This window comes from Microbacterium phoenicis, assembly GCF_047302325.1.
Taxonomy (GTDB): Bacteria; Actinomycetota; Actinomycetes; order Actinomycetales; family Microbacteriaceae; genus Microbacterium.
Genome location: NZ_CP154849.1, coordinates 2,672,376 through 2,694,457 on the forward strand (window position 1 = coordinate 2,672,376; position 22,082 = coordinate 2,694,457).

Here is a 22,082-nt window from a genome sequence, read left to right on the forward strand (position 1 = left end):
GCTCGGGCGCATGAGTGATAAAGCGTTGGGCTACTGGGGGCCAGCGCTGATCGTCGTCGGCTTGCTCGCCGGGGCCCTTTTCACCGCGCTACTGCGGGACATGGCGCTGTACTGGTCCGTCGTGGGGGCAGCCGCCGTCGCCATCGCAGGACTGGTCCTGCTCGCCTATAAGCGCATCCGCTAGCCCTTACGCCGCACACCCCACAGGTGCCCGGCGGTGTCAGCATCGGGCCAGTCCCTCGCGTACTTTTCCTGCGCGTGCACGATGGTCGCTTCGGAGAAGTCGACGGTAGGCCCGACGGGCTCGTACGCGTTCGCGTTCGCCGGGTCAGTGGCCTCTGCCATCAACACGCCATGCGAGTTGCGCGGCTGGTCGTCGTCGCGGCGTTGCGCGAGGATCAGAAGCCGGTCGCGCTCGGTGAACTCGGGCTCACGCACCGTCACCGCACGCACCATCCGGCGCCCGTCCCATTCGTAGGTGGTCACCGTCGCCGGTTCGCGACCCAGCAGACGAGACGGGGCGACACCCAGCTCGCGGGCTGCACGGACAACCTCGCCCGTCAGCCCTTGAAGGCTTTTCCCGCCTCGACCAATCGGATCGCCGGGTCGAGGTGGTTCAGCTTGTACAGGATCGTCGCGATGTTGGTCCGGTTGGGGGCGGACAGTACCGAAAGCATCTCGCGCCAGTCTTCGGAAGATGGGGTTTCGCCGTCAACGGTGACAGCTTCAACCGGGTAGTCCACGGCTACCGCGTCCGTGTTGTAGCCGACCGTCTCGTCCCCGTCAGCGCCCACACGCGGCGGGTGCGTGGCGATGATGTCCTGCCATTCACCTCCCACGATCGGGCGGATCGTGAGCACCGTCAGCTCCCCGCCGACTTCCACGTTCACCACGGTCGGCTGTATTTCCGCGAACTGCGCTTGCGCCTTCGCGATCTTCTCCTGCAAGGTCATGTCTCACCCTTCGTTCTCACCATGGGAAGGACCGGGGACGGGGCGGTGAGATACCCCGCCCCCGGGGTCAGGGGGTACGTCAGGCCGCGATCGCCACGTCGTCGCGGACCGAACCGCGGACGTACATGCGCTGGACCTTCTGCAGCTCCGTGTTGGTCGCCGGGGCGACCTTCCGCTGGATGCCCGTCGTGACCGGGATGACGTCGACCTTCTGCGCGGCAGCGAAGTCGGCCTCGTTCGCGACGCCGAGGCGCTGCACGATGAAGCCGGACAGGCCCTGCGTGAGCTCTTCATCGGCCGGCGAACCGGTGACGTACTGGAGCTCGAGCGAGTCGGCGCGGGTGCCGGGAAGGCCGAGCTGCTGCTTCAGGGTGTAGCGGTTGACGGTGATCTCGTTCTCGGTGATGTCGTGACGGAAACCGTCACCGACGAGCGAGTACGTGATGTCCACGACCGTGCCAGCTTCGAGCTCGGCCACGGTAGGTGCCGCCGGGTTGGCGATCGCCGGGACCCAGAGCACCTTGCCGAAACCGTCAGCTGCCTGGCCGGCAGGAACTTCGGATTCTGCCATTTCGTTCTCTCCTTGAGGACGGGCCCCTCGGAGGGGCTTCGAAACCCTGCACCGGGGTGGTCCAGGGCAAACAGAGGAGGCCCCCATCGCTGGGAGACTCCATCTGCAGGTAGGTGGTTACTGCACGTCTTCGATCACCGGATCCGTGGTGTGCATCGGCAGGTCGACTGCCGAGATCGTCGTCGGCGCTTCCTCGACGCCCTTCGCGTATTCAGTGGGGCGTGGGGCCCGAACCGGTACCGGATCGACGACCTTGTACCGCTCAGGATGCGCGGCGACGACCTCCTCCGAGACGTCGAACTTGTGCTGCGGGTCGCGGCGTTTCGCCGACTTCACGCGGATGAACATGCTGACTCCTTCGTTCAGGCTCTCTGGGACGTGAATTCGATCGTCTCGTCGAGATATACGAGCTGAGATGCGCGGTCGAATCTGACGCGCCCCTCCTCTACGCCCTGCAGTAGCCGGATGGCGCTGCACGTGCGGCCGGGGACGTCGAGGACGTGGCCGATGGTGTGCGCGTGGATGATCTCGACCATGCCCAGCAGGCCGATCGTGTCGACGGCGACGAAGCGGATGTCGCAGCGGAAGCGGCGCGTGGAGTCCGCGTGCTGCGCCGATGTCCACCGCTCGTCGTCGAGGTTGGGTACTGTCGGGGACAGCACGACGTAGTTCGCCCGCACCGGCTTCCCGTCGGCGTTCACGCGGACGACGGTCTCGATCTGTGAGCCGATTTTCGGTGCGGTCTTCTCGTGCGCGAGGAGCGCCTCGAACTCGGCCTTCATCCGTCGACCGCCTTCGTCAGCGCATCGAAGATCGCGATCTCGGCTCCGCGAACAAAGTCCTCCTCGTTCGCGTCGAGCGCGTCGCGGCCGGCATGCTGTGGCGCGGATGCGACGCCGCCGGGCGCGTCTTCGAGAAAGCCTGCGCTGCCGCCTCTGCGGTCGAGGTTCGGGCCGATCTGGGCCTCGATCGACGTGCTCGTCAGCGCCATGTCGTAGTCGATGGAGTTGGAGTACGCGTTCGCGACGTTCTTCTCGCCCGAGTTCACTCCGGCGCCCTGCCGCCAGTCGTCCTTGATGCCGCGGGCGGTGACCTCGAGCGCCTTCTGTATGTTCCGGTTCGCTTCCGGCGGGGCGCTCGTCAGGTCGGCGGCGAGCTCGTACAGCTCGTGGAAGTCGTCGGCCACGGTGACCTCCTAGGACAGCTCGGTGAGCGGGTACCGGTGCGCGGTCTCGCCGACACCGTTCCCGGCGACCTGGTAGGTCCGGCCGGGCAGCAGCGGGTTCCGCGAGTCGTCGACTCGGACCTCGTCGCCTTCGAACAGCCGCGGTGTCCCCCACGGCACGGACAGGTAGGGGGTCTGCACGACGATCGGCTGCGCGATCTGATCCGATCCGGTCGCGGTGGAGGCGGCCGTCAGCGACCCGTACCGCAGACGCGCCTTGCCGGTGTACCGCTCGGTGACGAGGGTGCGGACCGGCTGCATCGTGTCGGGGTCCGTCGAATCGGTGAACGACCCGACGGTGACGGTCTCCTTCATGCGGGACTTGGCCTCGGCGCGCAGCGCGGGGAGGGCCGCCTCGATGTCAGAGCCCAGCGTCATCGCTGCCGCCTTCGTAGATGGGCTTGCCGGCGATGTCGACGCCGCAGGAGCAGTAGCTCGCGCCCATGCGGAGCGAGCACCACGGGACGTGTCGGGACCCGAACCCGACTCGGTCGATCGAGAACGCGCCGTCGGGTTCGGTGAGCCCGAGGAGGGCCCACCATTCGTCGATGATCGTGACGCGGCCCTTGCCGGACCGGTACGACTTCGAGGTCTGCCCGTCGTCGACGGACACGGTGACCTGCGTCGCGTCGTCGGGCTTGTTGATGTGGGAGACGACAGCCTCGCGGACGACGTAGTCGCGCTTCGCGTCGCCGGGCTCGTCCGCGTCGAGCTTCTCGATGCGGGCATCGATGAGCATCTCTGCGTCGGAGATCCACAGCGCCCACTGCTGCCACTGGATGGAGTCCTGTTCGGGGGCGTCCACGCCAAGCGGCACCGCGATTTCTGCTGGTGTGATGGCCATGGCCGCCCCCGTTCTGTCAGGACTCGTCCGTCTTCTTCCCGCGCGGGCTGCGCGGCTTCTTGTCCTCGTCGGTCTCGGGGACCCATTCGGGCCCGAGCTCCTTGCCGTCGGCGACGGACACCTTCACCCCGGAGGTGCCGTGTGTGTACGTCGCCACGATCAGGCCGACTTGATGAGGGCGAACGCGTCCAGGTCGCCGATGCCCCAGCCGTAGACGACCTCGGCGCGGACGGCGATCTGGTTGTTGCGCTTCAGGTCGCCCTGACCGTCGGGGTCGCCGTACTTGATGACCTCGAGGCCGATCTGCTTCTGGATGCCCCAGCGGAAGCCGGAGAAGTCTCCGACGATGCCGAGGATCTTGGAAGCGACCGCGAGGACGCCGACGCCACCGACGGTGCGGGACACCGAGGAGCGGTGACCGTCGAGCTCGCTGGTCTCCGTGGTGAGGCGGAAGTTCGGGTAGAGCTTCTGCTCGGTCTGGCCGGCGCGGAGCGACGAGAACGTCGCGGCGAAGGCCGGGTCGAGTGCGATGCCCTCCGGGACGTACCCGTCGGCGAGGACCAGGAGGTCCGCGGCGTCGAGGTTCGCGTAGGGCTTGTCGTTCGTCGCACGGGTGACCACGTTGGTCGCCGCGGCGAGCTTCTGCGTGATCGAGGCGGCGACGGCGCCCGTCTTGGGGTTGACGCCGTGGATGCCGCCGAAGTCGAGCGCACGGGAGAGGGCCGGCTGGATCTGCGCGAGCACCTGGCGGACCGCGTCGGTCTGCCCGTCCTCGTCAGCCCACTGGACCTCCTCGTTCATGCGCACGGTCTTCTGGAACTTGTGCGGCTCGACGGACTGGACGGTCGGGGTGATGTCGTTCGACGACTTCTGGCCGCCCTCCGACACCAGCTCGGCCTCACCCGAGTCGAAGACCATCGCGCGGCCCTTGCCGAAGCGCTGGGGTTCGGCCGGGGACAGGGCCGCGAGGGTCGAGCCACCGCGGATCTTGCCCAGCCAGGGGGTCATCAGGTTGTCGGGGAGTTCCAGGTCCCCGGTTGCAAGTGCAGCCATGTCAGGCTCCTATTCGTTCTGGGCGGAGCCGAAGAGGTTGCGGGCGAACTCCCGCAACTCGTCGTCTCCATCAATCGTTTTCGTGACCGGGCGGCCCTCCTTGGGCGCCCGGTTGCCGTTCTTCTTCTCGTCCGCGGTCCGCTCGGCCAGGCGCTTCGCCTGAGCCTCGAGGGTCGCTTCGTCGGAACCGGTGAGGAACAGGTCGCGATCCTCAGCCGAGATGCCGTGCCGCGCGGCGATGTCCGAGCGGATCGCCCGAGCCTCGGCCGCCTCGTGCTTCGACTTCAGCTCGGCGAGCTGCTGCTCGACGGTCTGCGCACCCTCGGCTTTCGCCTTGAGGTCCGCGTAGTCGCCGAACTCGTTCTTCCGCTGCTTGTCGAGTCGGTCCTTCACGATCTGGTCGAGTTCGGCCTGCGTGAAGGTCTTTCCCTCCTTCGGCTCGCCGCCGCCACCGTCGCCGCCGCCCTGCTCTCCCTCGATGTAGCGAAGGAAGGGTCGGTGCCATGTCGGCGCGAACTGCATACCGAGGGTGTGCTCCTTGAACACGGTTCCATCCGTTTCTGTCCCGTCGGACGTCGTCCCCGAGTCCGTCGGGTGCGGCCCCGTGAGGGGAACCCCGAAGCCGTCGGGTCGGCCCCTCACAGAGAGGAAGTCTTCACGTGCGGGCGCGGCTCGGTCTCGAACTCGCTCGCCCACTCGTTCGTGCGTGCGCGCTCGGCGGGCGTGCGCCGTCGCTTCGATGCCATGTACTGCATCACCGACGCCTCCGGGCCCACCTCCCCGCCACGGAAGACGGGTGCGCAGGTGCAGTTGCAGTTGTCGTGCGCCGCGAAGTGCGCCGTCGCCTGCCGGTAGACCGCGCCGCGCGACGCGAGCGCGCGGCAGAACCCGCACGACCCGCCCGAGGTGATCCGCTGCCACCCAACTGCCGCGGGGTCCTGGCGCCGGTTCGTCGTGATGGTGTCTCGGTAAGGACGCACGACCTCGGAGCGCATGATCTGCGTGAGCCGCGCGATCGCCGCGTCCTCGTCGTCCGTCGAGAGCGGTTCCGATGCCCACGCGATGCCGCGCCGGATCTTCACCGTCCGGTCGAGGATGACCGGATCCGCGACGAACCGGCCCGGGGCGCGCGCGTCGGCGCGGGACTCGTCGTAGAAGTCCGCCGCGAGAGCCGCCGACCCTTCCGAGTAGAACCCGACCAGGGCGGAGCCTGTCTCGAGCAGCTGGAACCGGCGCGACTCGAACGAGCCGGAGCTGCGACGCAGCACCCAGTCGATCGTGTCGGCGGCATCCGCCGTCAGCAGGGTCAGCGCCGTCTTAGACTCCTGCGGCGTCACCGCTCGCTCCCTTGGCCGCCAGCACCGACGCCGCCAACGCGCGCCCGTTCTGCTTCGTCCGCTGCTTCAGCGCCTCGCTGATCTGCAGCGGCGTGAGACCGATGAGCTGCATGCCCACCTCCGTCTCCCCCAGCCATGGGACCGCGGCGAGCTGCTTCATGCCGGCGTCCGCGACGGCCGCGCGCGACAGGAACCGCGGGTCGCGGTAGTCAGTCGTGATCGACGCCCACTGCGGCGGGATCGTCTCGAGGCCGTTCTGGATCGCGAGCGCCCGGGTCACCGTGCGGCGGACCGACGGCGACCAGTAGTCGGTAGTGTCCTCCGCCTCGGCGATCAGCGACTCGCGGGCCTCCGAGTAGGAGCCCTCCGACGTCGGGTTCGACATGTCGGTGATCGCGAAGTCGGAGTCGGCGAGGTCGTACTCGCGGGCCGTGAGCTTCGCGAGCGCGTTCAGGTCAGCGAGGTGCGGTGCCGGCGACGCGGCGGCGATGTGCTCGACGCTCGCGCGGCCGCCGTTCGGCGCCTGCGGATCGTCGTCGTCGGGGATGCCGAGCACCCGGCCGAGCGCGATCTCCCACGACTGCTTCTGCGACCCGTCGGCGTTCTTGAACGCGGACTCTGCCGCGCCGAGCAGGAGCAGCTGCGGCATCGAGAAGACATCCATGTGCCCCTCGAGGCGGATCAGCTCCCGGATCGCCGCCTTCTGCAGGGAGATCGCCGCACGCGTGATGCGCGAGCGCCCCAGCCGCTTCGACGTGCGCGGACGGTAGATCATCGGGTCGACCGGCACACCCCACGGGTGCACCGATGCGTCCGACTTCCACCGCCCGTTCTCGAGCTCGGCCACGACGGTCTTCCCGTCGAGGTAGAGCACGAAGCCGGTGATGTAGTCGCCGTTCCAGTCCGTCACGGACAGGAGGTTCAGCATCCGCCGGGTGCGGCCGCCGTCCCACTCCCCCGTCGCGTTCAGCGCGTCCTTCGCGTGGATGAGCGCCTTGGGCTCGTTCGCCTCGCCGCGGGTGGTGATCAGGAACGACACCCCGTGGATGAGCGAGTCGGTCTGGGCCTGCGCGAGCTCGGAGAGCAGGAAGTTCGCATCGGCAAGCTCCTGCATCCCCAGGCTGTCGATCTCGCCGCCGGTCCACACCATCCGGTCGAGCTTGCAGCGGCGCCCGAGACCGTCGACGCCCTTCGTCGCCCACCCGAGCGCGAGACCGATGTTGTGGTACTGCGGCGGGATGACAGTCGACAGCTGTCGCATGACGACATGCCCGTCGTCATAGAGGTTCGTGCGCGCCTGGTTGCGGATCCGCCGGTTCCGCAGCTGCTTCGCGAGGCCTGCGACGAGGTCCTGCTCGTCGCTCGTGAGATCGGGGACACGGAAAGTCTGATCGACCACTACAGGACCACCGCCTTCCGTTCGCCAGTGCGCCGCGTCGGGCGCTGCACGTCATCTCGCTGCGCACCCCACAGGGCGAGTGTCGCCGCGACCACCGGGGTGATGTCCGCGTCTTCGTCTTTCCGGTTCCACGCCCACGCGCCGGCGAGCGGCCGCTTCCGAGCCACCGACAAGGCGACGTTCATCTGCGGCTGATCGGTGTGCCGCACTCGAGGCGACGACTCCATCACCGCGTCGAAGAACTGCCCCGACGCGATCGCCATGTCACGCCCCTCAGCCGCCGCGAGCGTGACGAGGATGTCCGTCCCGATGAGGAAGTGCCGGCCGCGGCGCTCCTCGACCAGACCGGTCATCTCGTCGACGACGACAGCGTGGAGACGGTTCCGCTCCGCACGCGACTTGATCCAGGGGGCCACCCAGTCGGTGCCCTTCTTCTGCTCGTCGAGCTCGACGTGCCAGAGACCATCGGCGCGGCGCCCCGCGAGGGACACTGATGCGATCCTCCGGTCGGGCGCGACGTCGATCGCGAGCGTGATCCGCTCGATAGCCATCGAGGTGGGATCCGCGATGCTCGACCAGGACGCACTGTCGATGACCTCCGGGGTCCCCGCGGGGTCCCAGATGCCGAGCGCCTCACGGCGGAACGAGTCGTCGTCCTTGAGGTTCGCGCGCATGCGCTGCATCGCCTCGAGCGGCGTCCGGTGCGGGTAGGACGGGTTCGCCCGCTCCCACGCCTTCGGATCGTCAGGGTCGGCGTCGTCGTCGGCAGCCATCTCGACGTAGAACGTGTCGTGCGACCGGCCCGCGAGCGCATCTGCGCGGCGGAGCGTGAACTCCTCACCCTTGTCCTTCGGCCGCGGCGGGGTGCCCATGAAGAACAGCAGCGCGCCGGCAGGGTGTTTCGACTGGTTCGACGCGGGGACCATGTCCTCGAGCGCCGCCTCGTCGAGGATCTGCGCCTCGTCGAACACCTCGAAGTCGACCTGGTCGAAGCCTCGGCCGAAACCGTCGGCGCGGGCGCCGAACATGATTACCGAGCCGTTGCGGAACCGGATCTCCTGCTCACCGTTCGCCGTCCGGATGCCGTTCGAGCGGTTCGCGAGCAGGTGCGGGACGATCTTCGGCCGCCGCACGTACCCCTGCATCGTCGTGAACGTCTTCGTCGCCGTCTTCACGCGGTGCGCAGTCCACAGCACCGTCGTGTTCGGGAACAGGATGCACAGCGCGATGATCACCATGCCGACGAAGAAGGTCTTCCCGACCTGACGCGGAATGCTCAAAACGATGCCGCCGACAGTCGCCGCGTACTTCCCGTTCTTCCGCTTCCCGAACGCCACAGCGCCCACGCCCTGCTGCCACCGGTCGAACCGGACACCCATCAGCGCACACTGCGCCTCGATCCGCGGCCAGCCCGTCGTGACGATCCCCTTCGGGATGACGAGTTCACGCGCCGCCTCAGATAGCCGTGGTGTCGAAGAGTCCGTCTTCGACGGTCGCCGCGACGCCATTGGTCTCCTCCGCGATCCGTGCCCGCTCCGCAGCGATCTGCTTCCGGATCTCTTCCAGCCGCCGCGTCAGAGCGGCAAGGTCACGCGGCGGGCAGGTCACATCAGCGACCTGATCGGCCACCCGGTCACGCATCGCCATGAGCAGCTCAAGGTCCGACCCATCACGAGCCGCGACGTCGACGGTCAGCTTCCGAGGTTCCGGAGATGCCGGCGGAATCGCATCAGCATTTCCGGCACCATTCAGCGCCCGAAGAACGGGCCGCTTCGACCTGTTCGCCCGGCACCGATCCGAGCAGTACCGAACCCGCCGATCCGTTGTCCCGAGAGGCTTCCTGCATGTCGCGCACTTCATGGGAACCCCCTCAGAGAGACACCCAGCACCTCGCAGAGCCGTTCGAATATGCGGTCACGGGATTACATCGGCATTGTGGAAAAACGGTGGAGAGAGACATCGGCAAGCACCGGAGACGCGCTGGGCGCCTCGAGGGGTGGGGTCCCCCACGGGCCTCGTCGGGGTGTTCGAATGTCGTCTGCTACTGGACTGATCCGGAGCGTCGGATGATGGGCGCGTAGTCGCGTGCGCGCTTGAGCGAGTTGCAGTCTCGGTCTTCGATGCGCTGCCTTGACGTTGTGCAGCGCATCCTCGCCTCCCTTCGCTAGGGGGACGAGGTGGTCGATGACGAATGATCTCGGATCCGAGTACGGGAGCGCATAGTCGATCTGGGCTCCGCAGATGTGACATGCGGGCTTCGACGCGGCTACGCGCTTGCGCATCCGGTACTGGTTCTGGCTGTTGCGTCGGACCACGCTGCTTCCTCCGTGAGGTAGGTGGCTGCGGCCATGAGGAGCGGGATCTGATCGCGGAACATACCGAGCCCGCTGAGCGGTCTTTCGTTTCAGTCGTCGTTGTCGTCCCATGCTCCTTCTGGGCAGCACCAGAGCGCGGCGATGCGGTGGGCGTACTCGGCCCCGCAACGGTCGCAGGTGTGGACGCTCATCGTGCGTGCCTTCCGTACAGGTGCGGGTCCGTGTGGCGGACGTCGGCGGTCCAGATCCACCGGACGATGCGCCCGTATAGGCGGGTGCGGGTGAAGGCGTGGAGGATGCTGGCGGTGGTGAGGCCGGTGAGGATCCCGAGCGTGAACCTCACTGCCGGTCTCGGGTCTCCGTGCGGTCCTTTCCGGTGGCGCGTCGCAGGGCTTTGATGAGTCGTTCGATTCCGGGCTGGTCGAACTGGACACCGTTGAGGTACACGCCGGGGGTTTTGGCTCCCCATGTGACGGTGAGGATGGGTTCGGATACGCCGTCGCCTTCGATTGCGGTGTTGGAGTTCCAGAAGGTTTCCTTGGGCATGTGTGCCCCTTTCGTTTGACGGCGTCACGCCGTCTGCCTCACGTCGCGTGAGGAAGTGTTGCCCTGGCTTATGAGGGGTGGGTGATAACCGTTGGGCTTATGGGGGCGGGCGTCCGGGGTTGGTCTACGCCCGGACGCCACGCCTGTTGAAGTTCAGTTGCACGAGGACGGGGCGGGTCCGGCTCGGGGCGACGATGGCGCGGGGATCACCCGCTGCGCCCGAAGTTGTCGAAAGGCCCGCCCCGTTCTCGGCGGACGGCGCTTCAGCCCCCTGGGCATCGGCAACCGGTATGTGGGGCCCCGCCGCTCAGCGCAGAAGACCTGCCGCATAGGGGGTTGGTGATGATCGTGGCGGCGGCGGGGCGAGGGTGGAGCACACCACCCGGCGGCACACATGCGAAAGGCCCCGAACCTCATGGTTTCGGGGCCTCGCATAGTTCTTCGCTGCGCTCAGCATACCGTATGGGGGTGTCACGAGCGAGCAGCAAATCACACGCGTGTCACTCGCGCATCGTGTACTCCCACCATTCGGCCGTGCCAGGCATAGACGGTCCGAGGTAGACGCGACGACGGCTCAGGTTGCGTAACCACCGCCACCCGCAGTCGGTCCACACGGGGTGCCGCGCGAACCACCGGTGTGCAGGACCGTATGTCCACAGGCTCACTGGTCCTCGTCCTGTCCGTCCGAAGTGAGGTTATGACGCTGGACCCAAGCGTCTCGCTGGCCATCGTCGTAGCGGACCCGGACGTCGCGACCTCCCGAGTCGCCCACAATGATGCCGCGACGCCCCTTGCGGTTAAGGACACGATCTCCTGGTCGGTACATCACTTCTTCGTCTCCTGTCCATCCGGGGTGAGAGCGGCCCACGGTCCAGCCTTCCTGCGGCGAGCAAGTGCTCCAGCAGGGTCGTCGCTCACGTCAAGCCATTCCTCTGTGGTGAACTCGGTCTCGTCTTCGTTCCAGTACCCGTTCGCCGCGTGGGCGTATTCCCACTCGGTCGCGTCGTCCACGACAACCGGCTCCCGCTCGGCCAGGACCGCGTCCACGATGCTGTAGACGACCTCCTCAAAGGCCTCCGCCACGAGTCCTCCGCCACTGCCGTCGTAAACGTGCGGGGCGATCTTCTCGGCGAGGGCGTCTCGTTCGGTGTTGTCGGTCATGGTGTTTTCTCCTTGAGGTGTTGTTCTGCTGCTTCGAGGACGGTGGTGAGGTCGCGGAGGTGTAACCAGTCGCGGCCTTCCCGGTGGTAGTCGGCTTCGGTCCAGATGCGGAGGCGGTGGATGGATTGGGCGAGGGTGCGCGGGTTGGTCATGGTGCGACCTCCCGGTACGTCTTGAGCGCATCACGCACTTCGGAGAGGACGAACCGAACCCGATTCACGTTCCCGTCCTTCACCCGCCACGGGACGAGCAGGCCGGCGCGTTCCATGCGACGCATGGTCGACTCGGACACGTTGATGGCTTTCGCGGCCTCGATGCGTGACATGAGCTGATCGCGACCCGCCCAGTCGTTGAACCGACCCACGAGCTCCACGGTGTCCTCTTCGGGTTCCTCCCACGGCTGATCGGTGGTGCGGCGTTCCACACCCCACTGGTCGATCGCATCCTGCACCGACCACACCAGGCGGACCCCGTCCTTCGCTGGGTGACGGGTAATGACCATCTCCGTCAGGTAGGTGATGTCCTCCACATCGTTCGCATGCTTCGTGAGGTCCGAACCCCAGGACACGTAGAACCCGTACACCGTCTCGACCGCTTCGATCGCGTCGAGCAGGTCCACCGGGTTCGGCTCACGAGGCCCGAACACCGGTGCCCCACCCGTCCGCACGTTGTCCGTCGGGGTGGCTTTGAGCGGGTCGGCGATGGCGCGGAGCCGGCCGAGGAGATCGGGGACCTCCGACAGCAGGTGCCGGAGTCTGCCGAAGCAGCGGTCGCAGATCAGGGAACCGTCACGGCACTCCCGCGGCACACACCCGTCGCACGTCCGGTCACCCTCCTCACGCCCGTAATCCGGGCAGTTCGCCCAGTGCACACCACGCTGAACGCAACCGTTCACGCAGATACGGTCATCGGTCATCAGAACGGCTCCCCTGCTCCCCAGTCGCCGCCGCTGGTGGTGGCGGCGGGCTCGTGCTTGACGAGCTGCGGCTGATTGACGGAAACGTCGACGTAGGTCTTCCCGTCGCGTTCGTTCTTCCGCCACGAAAGCCAACCCTTCACGGCGATCCGGTCGCCCTGGTTGACGGTGAAGTCGGGCCGCCAGATGGTGACGTAGTCGGGGTACTTGGAGCGTTCGTTCTTCACCTCGATGGTGAACCGTCCGTCGTTGACGCGCCCGACTGTGCCGGCGACCTGCGCGTACGTGCCGTCCTTGATTTCGCTCATGCTGCTTCCTCCTTGTTGGTGCGCCGGTGCGCGTTGTATGCGGCGTTCGCCGCTCGTTGGGTGAGTTGTCCCCGGTGTCGGGCGTTCTCGTTGATGGCTTGCTCCCATCGGGTCTGGTTCTCGCGGGCGATGCGTTCAGCGGTGACCGCGCGGTAGTGGGCTTGGCGGGCGTTGTCCGCGGCGCATCCGAAGCGTTCGGCGAGGAGGCGGCGCAGGTTGGGGCGGTTCTCGCGGAGCGCGGCGCGCTTGTCGATCAGGCGCCACCAGTCGCGGCTCATTGCCACACCTCCCACGGCCAGGAGCTGCCGCGGTGCATCTGTTTCGGCCACTCGCGGGTGTCCCGGTCTCCGCGCCACTTGACGACGTCGACGACGCCGTCCGTTTCGGCGGAGGGTCGCAGCCCGAGCCCGAACTCCGGCCACCCGAGCAGGGCGGAAGAGCCGCGGGGTCGGAGGTCCCGGTAACCGGATGCGCCGATCGCGTGCCCGGCGTGGGCTTCCATGACGAGCGCGACGTTCCGTTCCCGGAGCGAGTCGAGCGCGACGATCAGGGGCGCCGCGTCGTCGTCGGAGTTGATCGCTTTGGAGACGAGCTTGTACAGCGGGCCGATGAACAACACGTCCGGTTTGTGGTTGTCGATGAGCCGGTGAATCTCCGACAGGTGGGGTCCCTTGGTGATGTCGATCCGGTGGCCCGCTGCGAGGTGGACGACGTCTGCGGGGTCGCGGCGACCGTCCCGTGCGGCGTTCGCGGCGATCCATCGGGTCGCGCGACGCCACTGCCGTTCGGTGTTCTCCGCGTCGACGACGAGCACTTCCACGGGGTTGATGGGAGCGAACGTGACCGGGTGGATTCCGGCTGCTGAGAGAAGCGCGAGCTGCCGCATCCACATGGTCTTCCCTGCGCCCTCCGCACCGGTGACGACGAGCCTGTCCTGGCGTTCCAGGAGCCCGGGGATGATCCAGTCGTACGTGTCCTCCCCCGCGAGCACATCGCGCAGCGGCCTGGCTTGCAGGGAGCCGGACGCTGCGCCGTCCACGAGACCGGTGAGCTCGTCGATCGCCTTCGACGCGATCTCGAGCGCGGGCTCCCCCGACTGCATCCGCTCCGACGTGTGGGTGACCACTTCGCGGAGGCGGCGGCGAACCGCGTCGGCACGCACGACCTGCGCGTACTGGGATGCGTGGTGCGGGAACATGCGCTGCGGATCGACCCACCGCCACACGTCGGCCGGGTTGATGCCAGCGACACCCCATGCGTGGAACCGGCTGTCGACAGCGACGACGTCGACGGGTTCGCCTCGGACGATCGCGTTGACGAGGCCGTCGAAGATCGCCCCATGCCGGGTGTCGGTGAAGTCCGCTGCCGACACGATCCCGTTGATGGTGCGGAGCGTCTGCGCCGGCTGGTCGATGAGCGCCCCGAGGAGTGCTTCCTCCGCGGCGCTCATGAGTTCATCCAGGCGTCAGGGTCCCGGCGGGTGCTCTTCTCCTCGTGCTCGCGGAGAGCTTGCAGGCGGAGCTTGTCGTACTGCTCCCGGAACTTCGGCATCGACAGGATGGTGGCTTTCCAGAACGTGGAGTCCTGGGACCAGCGGATGAGGTTCGCGGCTTTCGTCGCGTCGCGTCCGTCCTTGTCGAGCATGAGTCGGGCTGCGTCGAGCCACGTCTTCCCGATGGTGGGTCGCTTGGATCCGTTCTTCTCGATGAGGTCGGCGAGGAGGGTGCAAAGGGAGCGCACGTCGTCGCGTTCAGCGACGTGTGTTTCTGTCTCTGTCTCTGTCTCTGTCTCTGTCTCTGCTACGTTTTCGCCACCCTTTTCGCTTAGCGATTCGCTAGCGGTTCGCTTGGCGACTGGCTTAGCGGACTGTGCTTTCGCGATACCCCCAGCCCGGCCGTTCCTACTGTTTGCCTGGGCTCGCCGGTCGATCTCCTCGCGGGTCTCGTTCATGTCCGCGTAGCCGTGGAGAAGGTACGTTCCGTTGCCGAGGTCGATGAGAGATGGCGACTCGTCATCGTTCGCCAGAAGCTCGCTGAGCGCCTCGCTAGCGACTCGCTTAGCGAAGCGCTGGGGAATGTGCCCATCGGTCTTGTACTTGCGGGAGTACAGGATCATCTCGACGTGCGCCCGGAAAGCAGCGTCCGAGAGACGGCTGATCTTCGGGTGGTCCGCATAGTCGAGGTCCAGGCGAGCGAACAATCGCTTGTCGCGGGGCATCAGTTGCCCCCGCCCGTGTGGCGCTTGATGAGCCGGCGGACTGCTGCTTCCGTGACCCCGAGGAACGTGCCGATGTCGGCGTTCGTGAGCCCGTGCTTGCGGGCGTTGAGGATGTACTGGATGCGGGTGCGGGCGGCTCTTTCGAGGTCGTCGCGGGCTCTCAGCAGGTACTCTCCTGCGATGCGGCGACGGTCGTCGTTAGACTGTCCCATAGCCGTCATCACCTCCTTACTAGGTGTGTCGGTCAGGCCCTCGGCTGGTGTTAGCGCACCGTCGGGGGCCGTTTTCGGTTGTCCCTTCAGTGTATCGCAGGTATGTCCGAAACCGGAGCGAAATGCGCGCCCATCTGGGCGAATCTGTGTTCCCATCACGCCACCTCGTCGGTGAGGTACCGCAGCTGCCCGCGGTAGTCGACGGGGATATCTGCGGGTGTCTCCCACCGGTGTACGGACCACCCGTTGTCGGACCCGTCCTTGTGGGCGTGGCCGTGGCATCCGGACGTGTTGCCTGCGCCGCACAGGTGGATGAGGTTCGACAGGGTGTGGTCGCCGCCGCGGGACAGGTACTTGCGGTGGTGCATGTTGATGGCGCGTGCTTGCCCGCATCCTTCGCAGACCCCTCCGGAGCGTTCCTCGAGCTGGCGTCTCACGCCTTCGGGGATCGCCTTCTGTGCGCGTTTCATGACTCCTTCTCTCGGTGGCAGGGGCAGGTGGTGTTGGTGCGGAGGCGGTGGCAGAAGTCGTCGCCCCCGAACTGCGGTCCGGGGTGGCATGACCTGCAGCGTCCGCAGGTGGGGAGGATGCGGGGACGAGTAGGCGGGGTGTACATCACGCAGCCACCCCCTCGAGGTGGTCGAGGAGCTGCAGACCGATGTGCTCCGTGTACGCGGGCGGGATCGCCTCGGCGAGGTTCTTCCTGTCGCTGGTCCAGTCGATGCCCATGGCTTGCTGCCACTGCGGGATCGTTCCCTTGCCGCCCCCGTCGCCGTACACGGCGAAGTAGGGGCCGTCGTACCAGTCGCCGTGCCGGTAGCCGGCCACTCGTCCGCGGTGGGAGACGTGTGCGGGGGCGGTAGCGGTGAAGCCGCTGATCTCGAAGTACCGGTGACGGATGACGCTGAGGTTGAACATCTCGCCGCAGAGGACGAGGTCACGGCGGATCTCGGAGCCCTGCACGTTCTCGATGACCGCTGGCCCGCCCCATGCGGCGACGAGTTCTCGTGCGAATGGGATCAGGTTCGGGTATTCGCGTCCCTTGTTTGTCCCCTTCGTGAGAGCGGTCTGCGACTGGCAGGGCGGCGAGATGTGGACCGCGTCGAACCCGTTGAGGTAGTCGGGGGTGATGGTGGTGATGTCGCCGACGATGAGCTCGAACGGGTAGTCGTTGATGGGCTCGAGGTCCCAGCCGACGATCGTGTCGAACCCGGCACGGTGGTAGCCCATGGATGCTCCGCCTACGCGGCAGCAGAGGTCGAGGAGGCGCATCAGTTCCCACCTCCTTCGAGGAGGCGTGCGAACGTTTCGAGGTCCATGAGGACGTACTGGTGTGCGGGGTTCGCGGTGCCGCGTCGTTTGAACACGACTGCCCCGACGATCGCGTCGTCGTTGCCGGCTTCGGTCTGTGCTTCCGACAACCAACCTGCGAGGTCGTGGCGTGCGGCGTCCTTCGCTTCGATGACGACACGGCCTCCGAGGGCGGTCTTCACTCCCCCGATGTCGCCGCGGTCTTTCTGTCCGTTGCGGACGCGGCGTTCGATGGCATCGTTGTTGAGACGCACCTTGAGCCAGTCGGCGATGACGCGTTCGAAACGGCTGCCAGCGGCGCGGGCGGATGCGCGTGACCGGGTCATGCGTCCCACCTCTTCCGTTCGGTCATGGTGAGGACGGATCGGCAGTCGCGGCAGAGTCGTCCGGGACGGTCGAGGCGGACGTGGCGGCGGATGGTGCCGCAGCGGGCGCACTTCGATTCGGTGCTGCTCATGCGTCCACCCCCGTGTTGAGGGCGCGGAGCTGAGCCCGCTGCGAGCGGATCACGTCACGCTGCTGACGGATGAGCCAGGACTTCGCTTCCTCGTGGCCGGCCTGGTGCGCGATGCTCAGGAACTCTTCGACGTCGACGTTCAGGTCGTCGAGTGCCTGGCGGAGCTGCGCGTTCTCGGCGCGTGCTTCGAGGAGGTTCGTGTGGGCGGTGCGCCAGCGACGCTCCCAGGTCTCGGGGTCGGTAGCAGGTTGGGCGGTGAGGCCTCGGAGGCCTGCTGCTGCGGCGTCGAGCTCACCCCAGGGGATGCCGGCGTTCATGCGTCCACCTCGTCGGTAAGGCGGTACGCGACCCCGTGGTACCCGGACGGGTTCTTGCGGGTGCCTGCGGTGACGACGAGTTCTTCGCGGCGGAGTTCGGTCATCGACGTGGTGACGCGGGATTCGGAGATCCACACGCCGAGTTGGGTGCGGATGTACTGGACGATCTCCTGCGCGGTCATGGGGGCTTGGGAGGAGAGGGCTTTGGTGATGAGGAGGTACGCGTGTTCGCGTTTCTTGGTGGTGCCGTCAGCGGCAGCGTGGGAAGTCAGGCTGTCGGTTCTGCGGGCTCTGGGTGTGTCGTCGAACATCACCGAGGGGATGTTGTGCGGGAGGATGGGCGTGACGCTCATGGTGTGCTCCTAAGCGGGATCATTCGTGTGGGTGTCAGGGGTGGGAGCACCTGGACCGTGCTCCCACCCCGCTTCGGGTCAGGGTTTGATCGGGGCTGCAGCCCACTCGTCGACGGGGGCGGGTCCAGCCGTGCCTTCGAGGGCGGTCTTCCGTTCCTCGTGCGCGGACTTCACCTCGGCGACACCGGCGAGCCCCTGGTCTTCGGCGTACTTCCAGAGGTTGTTGAGCTCGGCGAGGTCGGCGGCTTTCCCGAACGCCTCCACGGCCTTCTTGACGCGTTCAGCACCGGACGGGCGGGGCGGGCGGGCGCCGGCGGGCTCCGCACCGGACTGGTCCGCGTGAACGGTCGCGTGGGTTCGCTCCCCCGTCCCGTCCGCGAGGCCCAGTTCTGCCCACAGCCAGTCGACGGTGAACGACGGGATCGGGCGAGGCCGCTCGAGCTGGATCCGCGCGGACCGTGCGCCGGTGAGGAGGAACTCGCCCCGGGACCGCATCTCGACGATCGCGGACGAGTCGAACGGCAGGGACTTGTGACCCTGGATCTTCCATTCCTTCTGCGCCGTGGGCTGCCCGTTCTCCATGACGGCGACGGAGTCGAGCCGTGCGGTGAGGATGATGGGGCCCTTGTGGGTGCGGAGGGCGTCCATGATGTCGGTCCACTGGGAGGCGGCGACGTTCCACAGGTCGGCGCTGACGGTGAAGTCCCCGTTGGGGTTGCGGCGGCCCTTGGCGCGTTTGTTGGCGACGGCTTGCATGTTGTCGCCGATGAGGTTCCAGAGGCGGGTCATCGAGTCGACGACGATCAGCGTGGGCAGCTCCTCGTGCGGTTCGGCGACGGCTTCCTGGATGGCGGTGAGGATGCCGGGGTAGGTGCCGTCGTGGACGACGATGTCGAAGTCCGCACCGGGGATGAGGGCGTACTCGTCGGGGTCGTCTTCACCGATGCCGATGTAGAGGGTGCGTCCGATGAGGGGTGAGGCGGAGGCGGTGAGCGCGGCCCATGTCTTGCCAGCTTTCTCGCGTCCGGCGAGGAGGAGGATGGGCCACGGCGGCTTTCCGGTGGGCTTTCTGGTCTGCATGGTCTAATCCGTTTCGTGTCCGCAGTGATCGCAGATCCCGCGGGTGTCGAAGTTCTGTCTGGTTCGGCAGTGGTCGCAGAGGAGCGACACCTTCCGGGGTTCCCCGTCCTCATCCATGACCAAAGGCCAGTAGAGGGAGGTGTCGCCTTTGCGGAGTTCGGTGATGACCTCCGCATTCGTCAGCGAGTCGAACCCGCGGATCAATTGGGCGAGAACCCACGAGATCGTGTCCCGCTGCGCGCGCAGGTACCCCTGCTTGTAGGACACTCCGAACCGGTGGATGCCGTAGGTGCGCCAGGCGTGGTCGTACAGGCGGGTGAGGGCGGGTTGGTGGTCGGTGAGGATGGTTTGGGTGCGTTCCTCGTCCGAGACCATCGACCCCCAACCACTCACGACCCGGCCTGTCGCTCAGCGGCGATGAGACGTGCCCTCCGGACCATGGCGTCGAAGGCTCGCCCACCCGGGCGCCCCTCGTGCCATATGACAGCGGGTCGATCGACTTCCGCGTAGAGGACCGCCTGACCGAGCGTCAGTGGCCGCCTTCGGTCGCCCTCCTCCCGGTACCACTTGCCGCTGCGGTCGTAGCGGACGATCTCGATCCGCCCACCGTCGATGGGGATGACCGTGCAGTGCACCGTCCGGTCGTTTCGGGTGTTCATGCGGGGTCTCCTGCGGTGTAGACGTGGACGAACAGGTAGCCGATGGTGAGGGCCGCGCCGGCTGCGGTGAGCCCGTTGATGCCACCCACGAGCCAGGCGAACGGGACGATGCCGATCGCGGTCAGGATCAGCACGGTCTTGGTCCGGTTCATCGGGTGCCCCACAGCCGGTCCCACCAGGACACGTACGTCATCTGCGGGATCTCGATCGGGGCCGCGGTGGCTGGGATGGGCTGGTAGGGGACGTCCCGGACGTCATCCACGACACTCACGACGCACTTCCCTCGGCACGTGCAATGTCTGCGCGCAGTCGTTTCGCGAGGCGCTCGAGCTCGACGACACGGGCGACGTTCGCGTCGGACAGGTGTCGGGACTGGGCGCGTACGATCGATACGTGCATGTCGCCTCCGACGGCCGCCCGGTCCTGAACGGCTGAGGCGGTGCGACGCGCATACTCGGCTTCTACGCGCTCGAGTTGCACGCGCCACTGAGGGAGTCGGCTGAGGTTGCGAGCGCGCCATGCTGCGTCACGTCGCGCTGCGGATGCCGCGAGTCGTTCCTGCTGCTGCTGCAGCTTGCGGAGCGCGATCGGGTAGTGCTTCGCACAGTGGCCAGCACGTTCGGCTGCTTCTTCGCACCGGTGGCCTGCGGCGTCGGAGCCGATCCAGTAGGCGCAACGGGAGGTGTCGTTCATGCGTCCCTCCCGGCGAGCTCGTCGGTCACATCCAACGGACGCTGCAACACCGTCACAGCCGGGTCGGGGACATACGCGAACCGGAGCATCACCATGTCCGTTGTGATGTCGACGTACGTCTTGTCACCGTCCCGGTACACCCGCTCCCCCGCTGCGATCGCCGCGGCACGGACGTCTTCGAGGGTGTCCGCGACGAGGAAGATGTACGCGGGGATGGTCGGGTACCGTCTGCCGTGGGTGATGCTGGGGGTGGCGTTGATCCGGTCGGCCATGTTGTGGAGGCCGGCGGCGAGGTCGTTGGTTACGGTGGGTGTGTGAGCCATGTGCTTGGCTCCCTTCTGTGAGATGCCGCCCCTAGCCCGGGCGGCGTTTCCGTTAGATGAGGCGAGTCAGCTGGCGGCGGATCCGGTCCAACCGATCGCCACCCGCCAGTGCTTGTTCGCGTCACGCATTGCGCGCGCTTCGAAAATCCGCTGTGGACCGGTCCACCCGCATCGGCAGATCGCCTGCGGCTGGTAGGTGTAGCCGTAGTTGAAGCGCACACCTACGTCGTGGGTACTCATCGCGTGTATCCGAGTCGTTCGGCGCGAGCGGTCATCGCCGCTTCATGCGCATCCCACTCATCCCACCCACGCGACCGCAGATCACCCGACGTGTACGCATCCGGGTGCGAGCCATCGATCGGCTCCACCCACGGACCCGAGAACAAGGGCCGGAAGATCGCGACCACCGCGAAGATGATCAGGACGCCGAGGAGCTCCATCAGGCGCCCCGCTTCTTGATTGCGTCGACCAGGCTGTCCGTGCAGAGCATCGCAACACCCATGCCGAGGATCGCCGCGGCTTCCACACGGTGACCGTTCAGTTCGGCGAACACTGCCCATGCGGCGAAGAAGATCGCGAGGAACTTGAGCATCAGGCGTCCTCGAGCGATGCGATCCACCGCTCAGCCTCAGCGGCCGGCACGATCACGCTGCGGCCTCTCCTCTTGGCCTTCAGGTCACCGTCGGCGATGGCCTTGTTGACGGCCCACAGTGACATGCCGCTCGCCTCGACGAGCTGGTTCAGTCGGTATGCGAGCCGAGGGGTCGGGGTGCTCATGCAGTTGCGCCTTCCATGAATACGGCTGTGGGGCAACGCAGAAAGCCGCCGACACGGACGAGGTCGTTGACCGTGAAGTCGGCGTCTCCGTCGAGACGTGACTGCAGGTCGACCTCGGCCATGTCGGCGGCTTGGGCGATGCTTGCCAGCGGTGCGGGGTGGGCGAGAACGGCGGCGCGAACGTTGCCGGCGATTCTTCTCGCTCCGGGGTTGATGTCCATACCGGAAGACTATCTGTCTGTTCAGACATGCGCAACCCTGTAGAGGCGTGTGGCGTGTCGAAACGGACGCGCAGAATGTCTACAGTGGAACCGTGAAGATCCCCGACGAGCTCATCAACCAGGCCACCGCAAAAGTGTTGCGAGGCGTGATGCAAGAGTCCGGGCTCACCCAGAAGACCTGGGCAGACAAGTCGGGCTTGTCGATCACGGTCGTGCAGAAGCTCCTGTCCGGGAACCAGTCAGTGAAGGTCCCCCAGCTACTCGCGCTCGCGACTGCATCCGCGTTCAGCCCGGAAGAGGTCATGGAACGCATCGACCGGGGCGTCGCGCGGGCCGTGTCGGAGATGCCCGTTAGCCTCGACGCTCACCGGTCGAAGAAGCCGGCGGACATGACCGATACGGAACTGGAAGAGCTGCGGGGGGCGGCAGGACGTGACGCGGAGCTTGAGGAAGACGAACCCGACGGACCGTAGGGGTTCCGCTTACGACCCGTGGGAGCACGCTGACCAACTCGGCGTCGAGGTCGTCACCCGCCCACTGCGAACCGCCCACGGACTGTGGCTCCCGGAGTACCGGACCATCCTCATCCACTCGAAGCTCCGCCCGGGCGCGCAACGGCTGATCCTCGCGCACGAGATCGGCCACGCGGACCTCGCGCATCCCGACGACCGGCCGAAGCATGAACGGCAGGCAGACGAGTACGCCGCCCACAACCTGATCTGTCCGATCGAGTTGGAGGCGGCGTACAAGTGGGCCCCGGATGAGGGGACGTTAGTGCGGGAGTTGGGGGTGACGACGCGCCTGTTCCGCGCGTACGTCCTATCCGCAGCGTGA

At 66.9% G+C, this 22,082-nt stretch carries 44 protein-coding genes; 3 read left to right on the forward strand and 41 right to left on the reverse strand.

Annotated elements, in window-relative coordinates; genetic code table 11:
- Nucleotides 1-10 precede the first annotated feature (10 nt).
- Nucleotides 11-184, forward strand: a complete 174-nt coding sequence (locus tag ABCU91_RS13065; RefSeq protein ID WP_413354022.1) for a hypothetical protein — start codon at nt 11-13, stop codon at nt 182-184.
- Here ABCU91_RS13065 and ABCU91_RS13070 read toward each other — a convergent pair.
- From ABCU91_RS13070 to ABCU91_RS13270, 41 genes are all read right to left on the reverse strand, one after another.
- On the reverse strand, nt 181-486 hold the full coding sequence (locus ABCU91_RS13070) for a hypothetical protein (protein ID WP_413354023.1): 306 nt from the start codon (nt 484-486) through the stop codon (nt 181-183). The two genes, ABCU91_RS13065 and ABCU91_RS13070, sit on opposite strands and share 4 nt — an antisense overlap.
- Nucleotides 487-560: 74 nt before the next feature.
- Nucleotides 561-953, reverse strand: coding sequence for a hypothetical protein (locus ABCU91_RS13075; RefSeq protein WP_413354024.1), 393 nt, complete (start codon nt 951-953; stop codon nt 561-563).
- Between the two features lie 79 nt (nt 954-1,032).
- Complete coding sequence (locus ABCU91_RS13080) at nt 1,033-1,524, reverse strand: hypothetical protein (RefSeq protein ID WP_413354026.1); 492 nt, start codon at nt 1,522-1,524, stop codon at nt 1,033-1,035.
- Between the two features lie 117 nt (nt 1,525-1,641).
- Nucleotides 1,642-1,872 (reverse strand): hypothetical protein, encoded by a 231-nt coding sequence (locus tag ABCU91_RS13085; protein ID WP_413354027.1) that lies wholly within the window; start codon nt 1,870-1,872, stop codon nt 1,642-1,644.
- 14 nt (nt 1,873-1,886) lie between these two features.
- Entirely contained in the window at nt 1,887-2,306 is a 420-nt protein-coding gene (locus ABCU91_RS13090; protein WP_413354028.1) for a hypothetical protein, read from the reverse strand.
- Complete coding sequence (locus ABCU91_RS13095) at nt 2,303-2,710, reverse strand: hypothetical protein (protein WP_413354029.1); 408 nt, start codon at nt 2,708-2,710, stop codon at nt 2,303-2,305. Before ABCU91_RS13095 ends, ABCU91_RS13090 begins: the two co-directional genes overlap by 4 nt.
- 9 nt (nt 2,711-2,719) lie before the next feature.
- Nucleotides 2,720-3,127, reverse strand: a complete 408-nt coding sequence (locus ABCU91_RS13100) for a DUF6093 family protein (RefSeq protein ID WP_413354030.1) — start codon at nt 3,125-3,127, stop codon at nt 2,720-2,722.
- On the reverse strand, nt 3,111-3,593 hold the full coding sequence (locus ABCU91_RS13105) for a hypothetical protein (RefSeq protein WP_413354031.1): 483 nt from the start codon (nt 3,591-3,593) through the stop codon (nt 3,111-3,113). The genes ABCU91_RS13100 and ABCU91_RS13105 overlap by 17 nt, the downstream gene beginning before the upstream one ends.
- A gap of 16 nt (nt 3,594-3,609) precedes the next feature.
- Nucleotides 3,610-3,750: a hypothetical protein gene (locus ABCU91_RS13110; protein WP_413354033.1), complete on the reverse strand. Its 141-nt coding sequence runs from the start codon at nt 3,748-3,750 to the stop codon at nt 3,610-3,612.
- Between the two features lie 2 nt (nt 3,751-3,752).
- A complete protein-coding gene (locus ABCU91_RS13115) occupies nt 3,753-4,646 on the reverse strand; it encodes a phage major capsid protein (RefSeq protein ID WP_413354034.1) in 894 nt (297 codons plus the stop codon).
- Between the two features lie 9 nt (nt 4,647-4,655).
- The gene (locus ABCU91_RS13120) at nt 4,656-5,288 is read right to left on the reverse strand and encodes a hypothetical protein (protein ID WP_413354035.1); all 633 of its coding nucleotides are present in this window, start codon (nt 5,286-5,288) and stop codon (nt 4,656-4,658) included.
- Nucleotides 5,285-5,983 (reverse strand): hypothetical protein, encoded by a 699-nt coding sequence (locus ABCU91_RS13125; RefSeq protein ID WP_413354037.1) that lies wholly within the window; start codon nt 5,981-5,983, stop codon nt 5,285-5,287. Before ABCU91_RS13125 ends, ABCU91_RS13120 begins: the two co-directional genes overlap by 4 nt.
- Nucleotides 5,964-7,382 (reverse strand): phage portal protein, encoded by a 1,419-nt coding sequence (locus tag ABCU91_RS13130; protein WP_413354039.1) that lies wholly within the window; start codon nt 7,380-7,382, stop codon nt 5,964-5,966. Before ABCU91_RS13130 ends, ABCU91_RS13125 begins: the two co-directional genes overlap by 20 nt.
- Entirely contained in the window at nt 7,382-8,890 is a 1,509-nt protein-coding gene (locus tag ABCU91_RS13135; protein WP_413354040.1) for a hypothetical protein, read from the reverse strand. The genes ABCU91_RS13130 and ABCU91_RS13135 overlap by 1 nt, the downstream gene beginning before the upstream one ends.
- Complete coding sequence (locus ABCU91_RS13140; RefSeq protein ID WP_413354042.1) at nt 8,838-9,029, reverse strand: hypothetical protein; 192 nt, start codon at nt 9,027-9,029, stop codon at nt 8,838-8,840. The genes ABCU91_RS13135 and ABCU91_RS13140 overlap by 53 nt, the downstream gene beginning before the upstream one ends.
- 1,007 nt (nt 9,030-10,036) lie before the next feature.
- Entirely contained in the window at nt 10,037-10,243 is a 207-nt protein-coding gene (locus tag ABCU91_RS13145) for a hypothetical protein (RefSeq protein ID WP_413354044.1), read from the reverse strand.
- Nucleotides 10,244-11,068: 825 nt separating this feature from the next.
- The gene (locus ABCU91_RS13150; protein ID WP_413354045.1) at nt 11,069-11,404 is read right to left on the reverse strand and encodes a hypothetical protein; all 336 of its coding nucleotides are present in this window, start codon (nt 11,402-11,404) and stop codon (nt 11,069-11,071) included.
- Nucleotides 11,401-11,556, reverse strand: coding sequence for a hypothetical protein (locus ABCU91_RS13155; protein WP_413354046.1), 156 nt, complete (start codon nt 11,554-11,556; stop codon nt 11,401-11,403). The genes ABCU91_RS13150 and ABCU91_RS13155 overlap by 4 nt, the downstream gene beginning before the upstream one ends.
- Nucleotides 11,553-12,320: a hypothetical protein gene (locus ABCU91_RS13160; protein ID WP_413354048.1), complete on the reverse strand. Its 768-nt coding sequence runs from the start codon at nt 12,318-12,320 to the stop codon at nt 11,553-11,555. The genes ABCU91_RS13155 and ABCU91_RS13160 overlap by 4 nt, the downstream gene beginning before the upstream one ends.
- Nucleotides 12,320-12,628: a hypothetical protein gene (locus ABCU91_RS13165; protein ID WP_413354050.1), complete on the reverse strand. Its 309-nt coding sequence runs from the start codon at nt 12,626-12,628 to the stop codon at nt 12,320-12,322. Before ABCU91_RS13165 ends, ABCU91_RS13160 begins: the two co-directional genes overlap by 1 nt.
- Nucleotides 12,625-12,906: a hypothetical protein gene (locus tag ABCU91_RS13170; protein WP_413354051.1), complete on the reverse strand. Its 282-nt coding sequence runs from the start codon at nt 12,904-12,906 to the stop codon at nt 12,625-12,627. The genes ABCU91_RS13165 and ABCU91_RS13170 overlap by 4 nt, the downstream gene beginning before the upstream one ends.
- Nucleotides 12,903-14,078: an AAA family ATPase gene (locus ABCU91_RS13175; protein ID WP_413354052.1), complete on the reverse strand. Its 1,176-nt coding sequence runs from the start codon at nt 14,076-14,078 to the stop codon at nt 12,903-12,905. The genes ABCU91_RS13170 and ABCU91_RS13175 overlap by 4 nt, the downstream gene beginning before the upstream one ends.
- The gene (locus tag ABCU91_RS13180) at nt 14,075-14,845 is read right to left on the reverse strand and encodes a hypothetical protein (RefSeq protein ID WP_413354053.1); all 771 of its coding nucleotides are present in this window, start codon (nt 14,843-14,845) and stop codon (nt 14,075-14,077) included. Before ABCU91_RS13180 ends, ABCU91_RS13175 begins: the two co-directional genes overlap by 4 nt.
- The gene (locus tag ABCU91_RS13185; protein WP_413354054.1) at nt 14,845-15,057 is read right to left on the reverse strand and encodes a helix-turn-helix domain-containing protein; all 213 of its coding nucleotides are present in this window, start codon (nt 15,055-15,057) and stop codon (nt 14,845-14,847) included. The genes ABCU91_RS13180 and ABCU91_RS13185 overlap by 1 nt, the downstream gene beginning before the upstream one ends.
- A gap of 155 nt (nt 15,058-15,212) precedes the next feature.
- Entirely contained in the window at nt 15,213-15,527 is a 315-nt protein-coding gene (locus ABCU91_RS13190) for an HNH endonuclease (protein ID WP_413354055.1), read from the reverse strand.
- A gap of 145 nt (nt 15,528-15,672) precedes the next feature.
- On the reverse strand, nt 15,673-16,329 hold the full coding sequence (locus ABCU91_RS13195; RefSeq protein WP_413354056.1) for a DNA cytosine methyltransferase: 657 nt from the start codon (nt 16,327-16,329) through the stop codon (nt 15,673-15,675).
- Nucleotides 16,329-16,694, reverse strand: a complete 366-nt coding sequence (locus tag ABCU91_RS13200) for a hypothetical protein (protein WP_413354057.1) — start codon at nt 16,692-16,694, stop codon at nt 16,329-16,331. Before ABCU91_RS13200 ends, ABCU91_RS13195 begins: the two co-directional genes overlap by 1 nt.
- A 127-nt stretch (nt 16,695-16,821) precedes the next feature.
- The gene (locus tag ABCU91_RS13205) at nt 16,822-17,142 is read right to left on the reverse strand and encodes a hypothetical protein (protein WP_413354058.1); all 321 of its coding nucleotides are present in this window, start codon (nt 17,140-17,142) and stop codon (nt 16,822-16,824) included.
- Nucleotides 17,139-17,495 carry a hypothetical protein gene (locus tag ABCU91_RS13210; RefSeq protein WP_413354059.1) on the reverse strand — a complete coding sequence of 119 codons (357 nt, stop codon included), beginning with the start codon at nt 17,493-17,495 and terminating at the stop codon, nt 17,139-17,141. The genes ABCU91_RS13205 and ABCU91_RS13210 overlap by 4 nt, the downstream gene beginning before the upstream one ends.
- Nucleotides 17,496-17,573: 78 nt before the next feature.
- On the reverse strand, nt 17,574-18,575 hold the full coding sequence (locus tag ABCU91_RS13215) for an AAA family ATPase (RefSeq protein WP_413354060.1): 1,002 nt from the start codon (nt 18,573-18,575) through the stop codon (nt 17,574-17,576).
- 3 nt (nt 18,576-18,578) lie between these two features.
- On the reverse strand, nt 18,579-18,950 hold the full coding sequence (locus tag ABCU91_RS13220) for a hypothetical protein (RefSeq protein WP_413354061.1): 372 nt from the start codon (nt 18,948-18,950) through the stop codon (nt 18,579-18,581).
- 14 nt (nt 18,951-18,964) lie between these two features.
- Nucleotides 18,965-19,234, reverse strand: a complete 270-nt coding sequence (locus ABCU91_RS13225) for a hypothetical protein (protein ID WP_413354062.1) — start codon at nt 19,232-19,234, stop codon at nt 18,965-18,967.
- Complete coding sequence (locus tag ABCU91_RS13230; protein ID WP_413354064.1) at nt 19,231-19,386, reverse strand: hypothetical protein; 156 nt, start codon at nt 19,384-19,386, stop codon at nt 19,231-19,233. Before ABCU91_RS13230 ends, ABCU91_RS13225 begins: the two co-directional genes overlap by 4 nt.
- Nucleotides 19,383-19,505, reverse strand: coding sequence for a hypothetical protein (locus ABCU91_RS13235; RefSeq protein ID WP_413354066.1), 123 nt, complete (start codon nt 19,503-19,505; stop codon nt 19,383-19,385). The genes ABCU91_RS13230 and ABCU91_RS13235 overlap by 4 nt, the downstream gene beginning before the upstream one ends.
- Nucleotides 19,502-19,927 (reverse strand): hypothetical protein, encoded by a 426-nt coding sequence (locus ABCU91_RS13240; protein WP_413354068.1) that lies wholly within the window; start codon nt 19,925-19,927, stop codon nt 19,502-19,504. The genes ABCU91_RS13235 and ABCU91_RS13240 overlap by 4 nt, the downstream gene beginning before the upstream one ends.
- Complete coding sequence (locus tag ABCU91_RS13245; RefSeq protein WP_413354070.1) at nt 19,924-20,250, reverse strand: hypothetical protein; 327 nt, start codon at nt 20,248-20,250, stop codon at nt 19,924-19,926. The genes ABCU91_RS13240 and ABCU91_RS13245 overlap by 4 nt, the downstream gene beginning before the upstream one ends.
- A 66-nt stretch (nt 20,251-20,316) precedes the next feature.
- A complete protein-coding gene (locus ABCU91_RS13250; protein WP_413354071.1) occupies nt 20,317-20,490 on the reverse strand; it encodes a hypothetical protein in 174 nt (57 codons plus the stop codon).
- The gene (locus ABCU91_RS13255) at nt 20,487-20,690 is read right to left on the reverse strand and encodes a hypothetical protein (RefSeq protein WP_413354072.1); all 204 of its coding nucleotides are present in this window, start codon (nt 20,688-20,690) and stop codon (nt 20,487-20,489) included. Before ABCU91_RS13255 ends, ABCU91_RS13250 begins: the two co-directional genes overlap by 4 nt.
- Entirely contained in the window at nt 20,690-20,842 is a 153-nt protein-coding gene (locus ABCU91_RS13260; RefSeq protein ID WP_413354073.1) for a hypothetical protein, read from the reverse strand. Before ABCU91_RS13260 ends, ABCU91_RS13255 begins: the two co-directional genes overlap by 1 nt.
- Nucleotides 20,842-21,027 (reverse strand): hypothetical protein, encoded by a 186-nt coding sequence (locus tag ABCU91_RS13265; protein ID WP_413354075.1) that lies wholly within the window; start codon nt 21,025-21,027, stop codon nt 20,842-20,844. The genes ABCU91_RS13260 and ABCU91_RS13265 overlap by 1 nt, the downstream gene beginning before the upstream one ends.
- On the reverse strand, nt 21,024-21,248 hold the full coding sequence (locus ABCU91_RS13270; RefSeq protein WP_413354076.1) for a hypothetical protein: 225 nt from the start codon (nt 21,246-21,248) through the stop codon (nt 21,024-21,026). Before ABCU91_RS13270 ends, ABCU91_RS13265 begins: the two co-directional genes overlap by 4 nt.
- 92 nt (nt 21,249-21,340) lie before the next feature.
- Between ABCU91_RS13270 and ABCU91_RS13275 the strand changes: the two genes are divergently transcribed.
- Nucleotides 21,341-21,721: a helix-turn-helix domain-containing protein gene (locus ABCU91_RS13275; protein ID WP_413354077.1), complete on the forward strand. Its 381-nt coding sequence runs from the start codon at nt 21,341-21,343 to the stop codon at nt 21,719-21,721.
- Nucleotides 21,693-22,082, forward strand: coding sequence for an ImmA/IrrE family metallo-endopeptidase (locus ABCU91_RS13280; RefSeq protein WP_413354079.1), 390 nt, complete (start codon nt 21,693-21,695; stop codon nt 22,080-22,082). Before ABCU91_RS13275 ends, ABCU91_RS13280 begins: the two co-directional genes overlap by 29 nt.

What these genes read in the sequence shown, in the direction of transcription:
- ABCU91_RS13065 (WP_413354022.1), top strand. Translation starts at nt 11, where the DNA reads ATGAGTGATAAAGCGTTGGGCTACTGGGGGCCAGCGCTGATCGTCGTC.
- ABCU91_RS13075 (WP_413354024.1), bottom strand. Translation starts at nt 953, where the DNA reads ATGACCTTGCAGGAGAAGATCGCGAAGGCGCAAGCGCAGTTCGCGGAA.
- ABCU91_RS13080 (WP_413354026.1), bottom strand. Translation starts at nt 1,524, where the DNA reads ATGGCAGAATCCGAAGTTCCTGCCGGCCAGGCAGCTGACGGTTTCGGC.
- ABCU91_RS13085 (WP_413354027.1), bottom strand. Translation starts at nt 1,872, where the DNA reads ATGTTCATCCGCGTGAAGTCGGCGAAACGCCGCGACCCGCAGCACAAG.
- ABCU91_RS13090 (WP_413354028.1), bottom strand. Translation starts at nt 2,306, where the DNA reads ATGAAGGCCGAGTTCGAGGCGCTCCTCGCGCACGAGAAGACCGCACCG.
- ABCU91_RS13100 (WP_413354030.1), bottom strand. Translation starts at nt 3,127, where the DNA reads ATGACGCTGGGCTCTGACATCGAGGCGGCCCTCCCCGCGCTGCGCGCC.
- ABCU91_RS13105 (WP_413354031.1), bottom strand. Translation starts at nt 3,593, where the DNA reads ATGGCCATCACACCAGCAGAAATCGCGGTGCCGCTTGGCGTGGACGCC.
- ABCU91_RS13115 (WP_413354034.1), bottom strand. Translation starts at nt 4,646, where the DNA reads ATGGCTGCACTTGCAACCGGGGACCTGGAACTCCCCGACAACCTGATG.
- ABCU91_RS13135 (WP_413354040.1), bottom strand. Translation starts at nt 8,890, where the DNA reads ATGGCGTCGCGGCGACCGTCGAAGACGGACTCTTCGACACCACGGCTA.
- ABCU91_RS13140 (WP_413354042.1), bottom strand. Translation starts at nt 9,029, where the DNA reads ATGGCGATGCGTGACCGGGTGGCCGATCAGGTCGCTGATGTGACCTGC.
- ABCU91_RS13145 (WP_413354044.1), bottom strand. Translation starts at nt 10,243, where the DNA reads ATGCCCAAGGAAACCTTCTGGAACTCCAACACCGCAATCGAAGGCGAC.
- ABCU91_RS13150 (WP_413354045.1), bottom strand. Translation starts at nt 11,404, where the DNA reads ATGACCGACAACACCGAACGAGACGCCCTCGCCGAGAAGATCGCCCCG.
- ABCU91_RS13155 (WP_413354046.1), bottom strand. Translation starts at nt 11,556, where the DNA reads ATGACCAACCCGCGCACCCTCGCCCAATCCATCCACCGCCTCCGCATC.
- ABCU91_RS13160 (WP_413354048.1), bottom strand. Translation starts at nt 12,320, where the DNA reads ATGACCGATGACCGTATCTGCGTGAACGGTTGCGTTCAGCGTGGTGTG.
- ABCU91_RS13165 (WP_413354050.1), bottom strand. Translation starts at nt 12,628, where the DNA reads ATGAGCGAAATCAAGGACGGCACGTACGCGCAGGTCGCCGGCACAGTC.
- ABCU91_RS13170 (WP_413354051.1), bottom strand. Translation starts at nt 12,906, where the DNA reads ATGAGCCGCGACTGGTGGCGCCTGATCGACAAGCGCGCCGCGCTCCGC.
- ABCU91_RS13175 (WP_413354052.1), bottom strand. Translation starts at nt 14,078, where the DNA reads ATGAGCGCCGCGGAGGAAGCACTCCTCGGGGCGCTCATCGACCAGCCG.
- ABCU91_RS13180 (WP_413354053.1), bottom strand. Translation starts at nt 14,845, where the DNA reads ATGCCCCGCGACAAGCGATTGTTCGCTCGCCTGGACCTCGACTATGCG.
- ABCU91_RS13185 (WP_413354054.1), bottom strand. Translation starts at nt 15,057, where the DNA reads ATGGGACAGTCTAACGACGACCGTCGCCGCATCGCAGGAGAGTACCTG.
- ABCU91_RS13190 (WP_413354055.1), bottom strand. Translation starts at nt 15,527, where the DNA reads ATGAAACGCGCACAGAAGGCGATCCCCGAAGGCGTGAGACGCCAGCTC.
- ABCU91_RS13195 (WP_413354056.1), bottom strand. Translation starts at nt 16,329, where the DNA reads ATGCGCCTCCTCGACCTCTGCTGCCGCGTAGGCGGAGCATCCATGGGC.
- ABCU91_RS13200 (WP_413354057.1), bottom strand. Translation starts at nt 16,694, where the DNA reads ATGACCCGGTCACGCGCATCCGCCCGCGCCGCTGGCAGCCGTTTCGAA.
- ABCU91_RS13205 (WP_413354058.1), bottom strand. Translation starts at nt 17,142, where the DNA reads ATGAACGCCGGCATCCCCTGGGGTGAGCTCGACGCCGCAGCAGCAGGC.
- ABCU91_RS13210 (WP_413354059.1), bottom strand. Translation starts at nt 17,495, where the DNA reads ATGAGCGTCACGCCCATCCTCCCGCACAACATCCCCTCGGTGATGTTC.
- ABCU91_RS13215 (WP_413354060.1), bottom strand. Translation starts at nt 18,575, where the DNA reads ATGCAGACCAGAAAGCCCACCGGAAAGCCGCCGTGGCCCATCCTCCTC.
- ABCU91_RS13220 (WP_413354061.1), bottom strand. Translation starts at nt 18,950, where the DNA reads ATGGTCTCGGACGAGGAACGCACCCAAACCATCCTCACCGACCACCAA.
- ABCU91_RS13225 (WP_413354062.1), bottom strand. Translation starts at nt 19,234, where the DNA reads ATGAACACCCGAAACGACCGGACGGTGCACTGCACGGTCATCCCCATC.
- ABCU91_RS13230 (WP_413354064.1), bottom strand. Translation starts at nt 19,386, where the DNA reads ATGAACCGGACCAAGACCGTGCTGATCCTGACCGCGATCGGCATCGTC.
- ABCU91_RS13240 (WP_413354068.1), bottom strand. Translation starts at nt 19,927, where the DNA reads ATGAACGACACCTCCCGTTGCGCCTACTGGATCGGCTCCGACGCCGCA.
- ABCU91_RS13245 (WP_413354070.1), bottom strand. Translation starts at nt 20,250, where the DNA reads ATGGCTCACACACCCACCGTAACCAACGACCTCGCCGCCGGCCTCCAC.
- ABCU91_RS13250 (WP_413354071.1), bottom strand. Translation starts at nt 20,490, where the DNA reads ATGAGTACCCACGACGTAGGTGTGCGCTTCAACTACGGCTACACCTAC.
- ABCU91_RS13255 (WP_413354072.1), bottom strand. Translation starts at nt 20,690, where the DNA reads ATGGAGCTCCTCGGCGTCCTGATCATCTTCGCGGTGGTCGCGATCTTC.
- ABCU91_RS13260 (WP_413354073.1), bottom strand. Translation starts at nt 20,842, where the DNA reads ATGCTCAAGTTCCTCGCGATCTTCTTCGCCGCATGGGCAGTGTTCGCC.
- ABCU91_RS13265 (WP_413354075.1), bottom strand. Translation starts at nt 21,027, where the DNA reads ATGAGCACCCCGACCCCTCGGCTCGCATACCGACTGAACCAGCTCGTC.
- ABCU91_RS13270 (WP_413354076.1), bottom strand. Translation starts at nt 21,248, where the DNA reads ATGGACATCAACCCCGGAGCGAGAAGAATCGCCGGCAACGTTCGCGCC.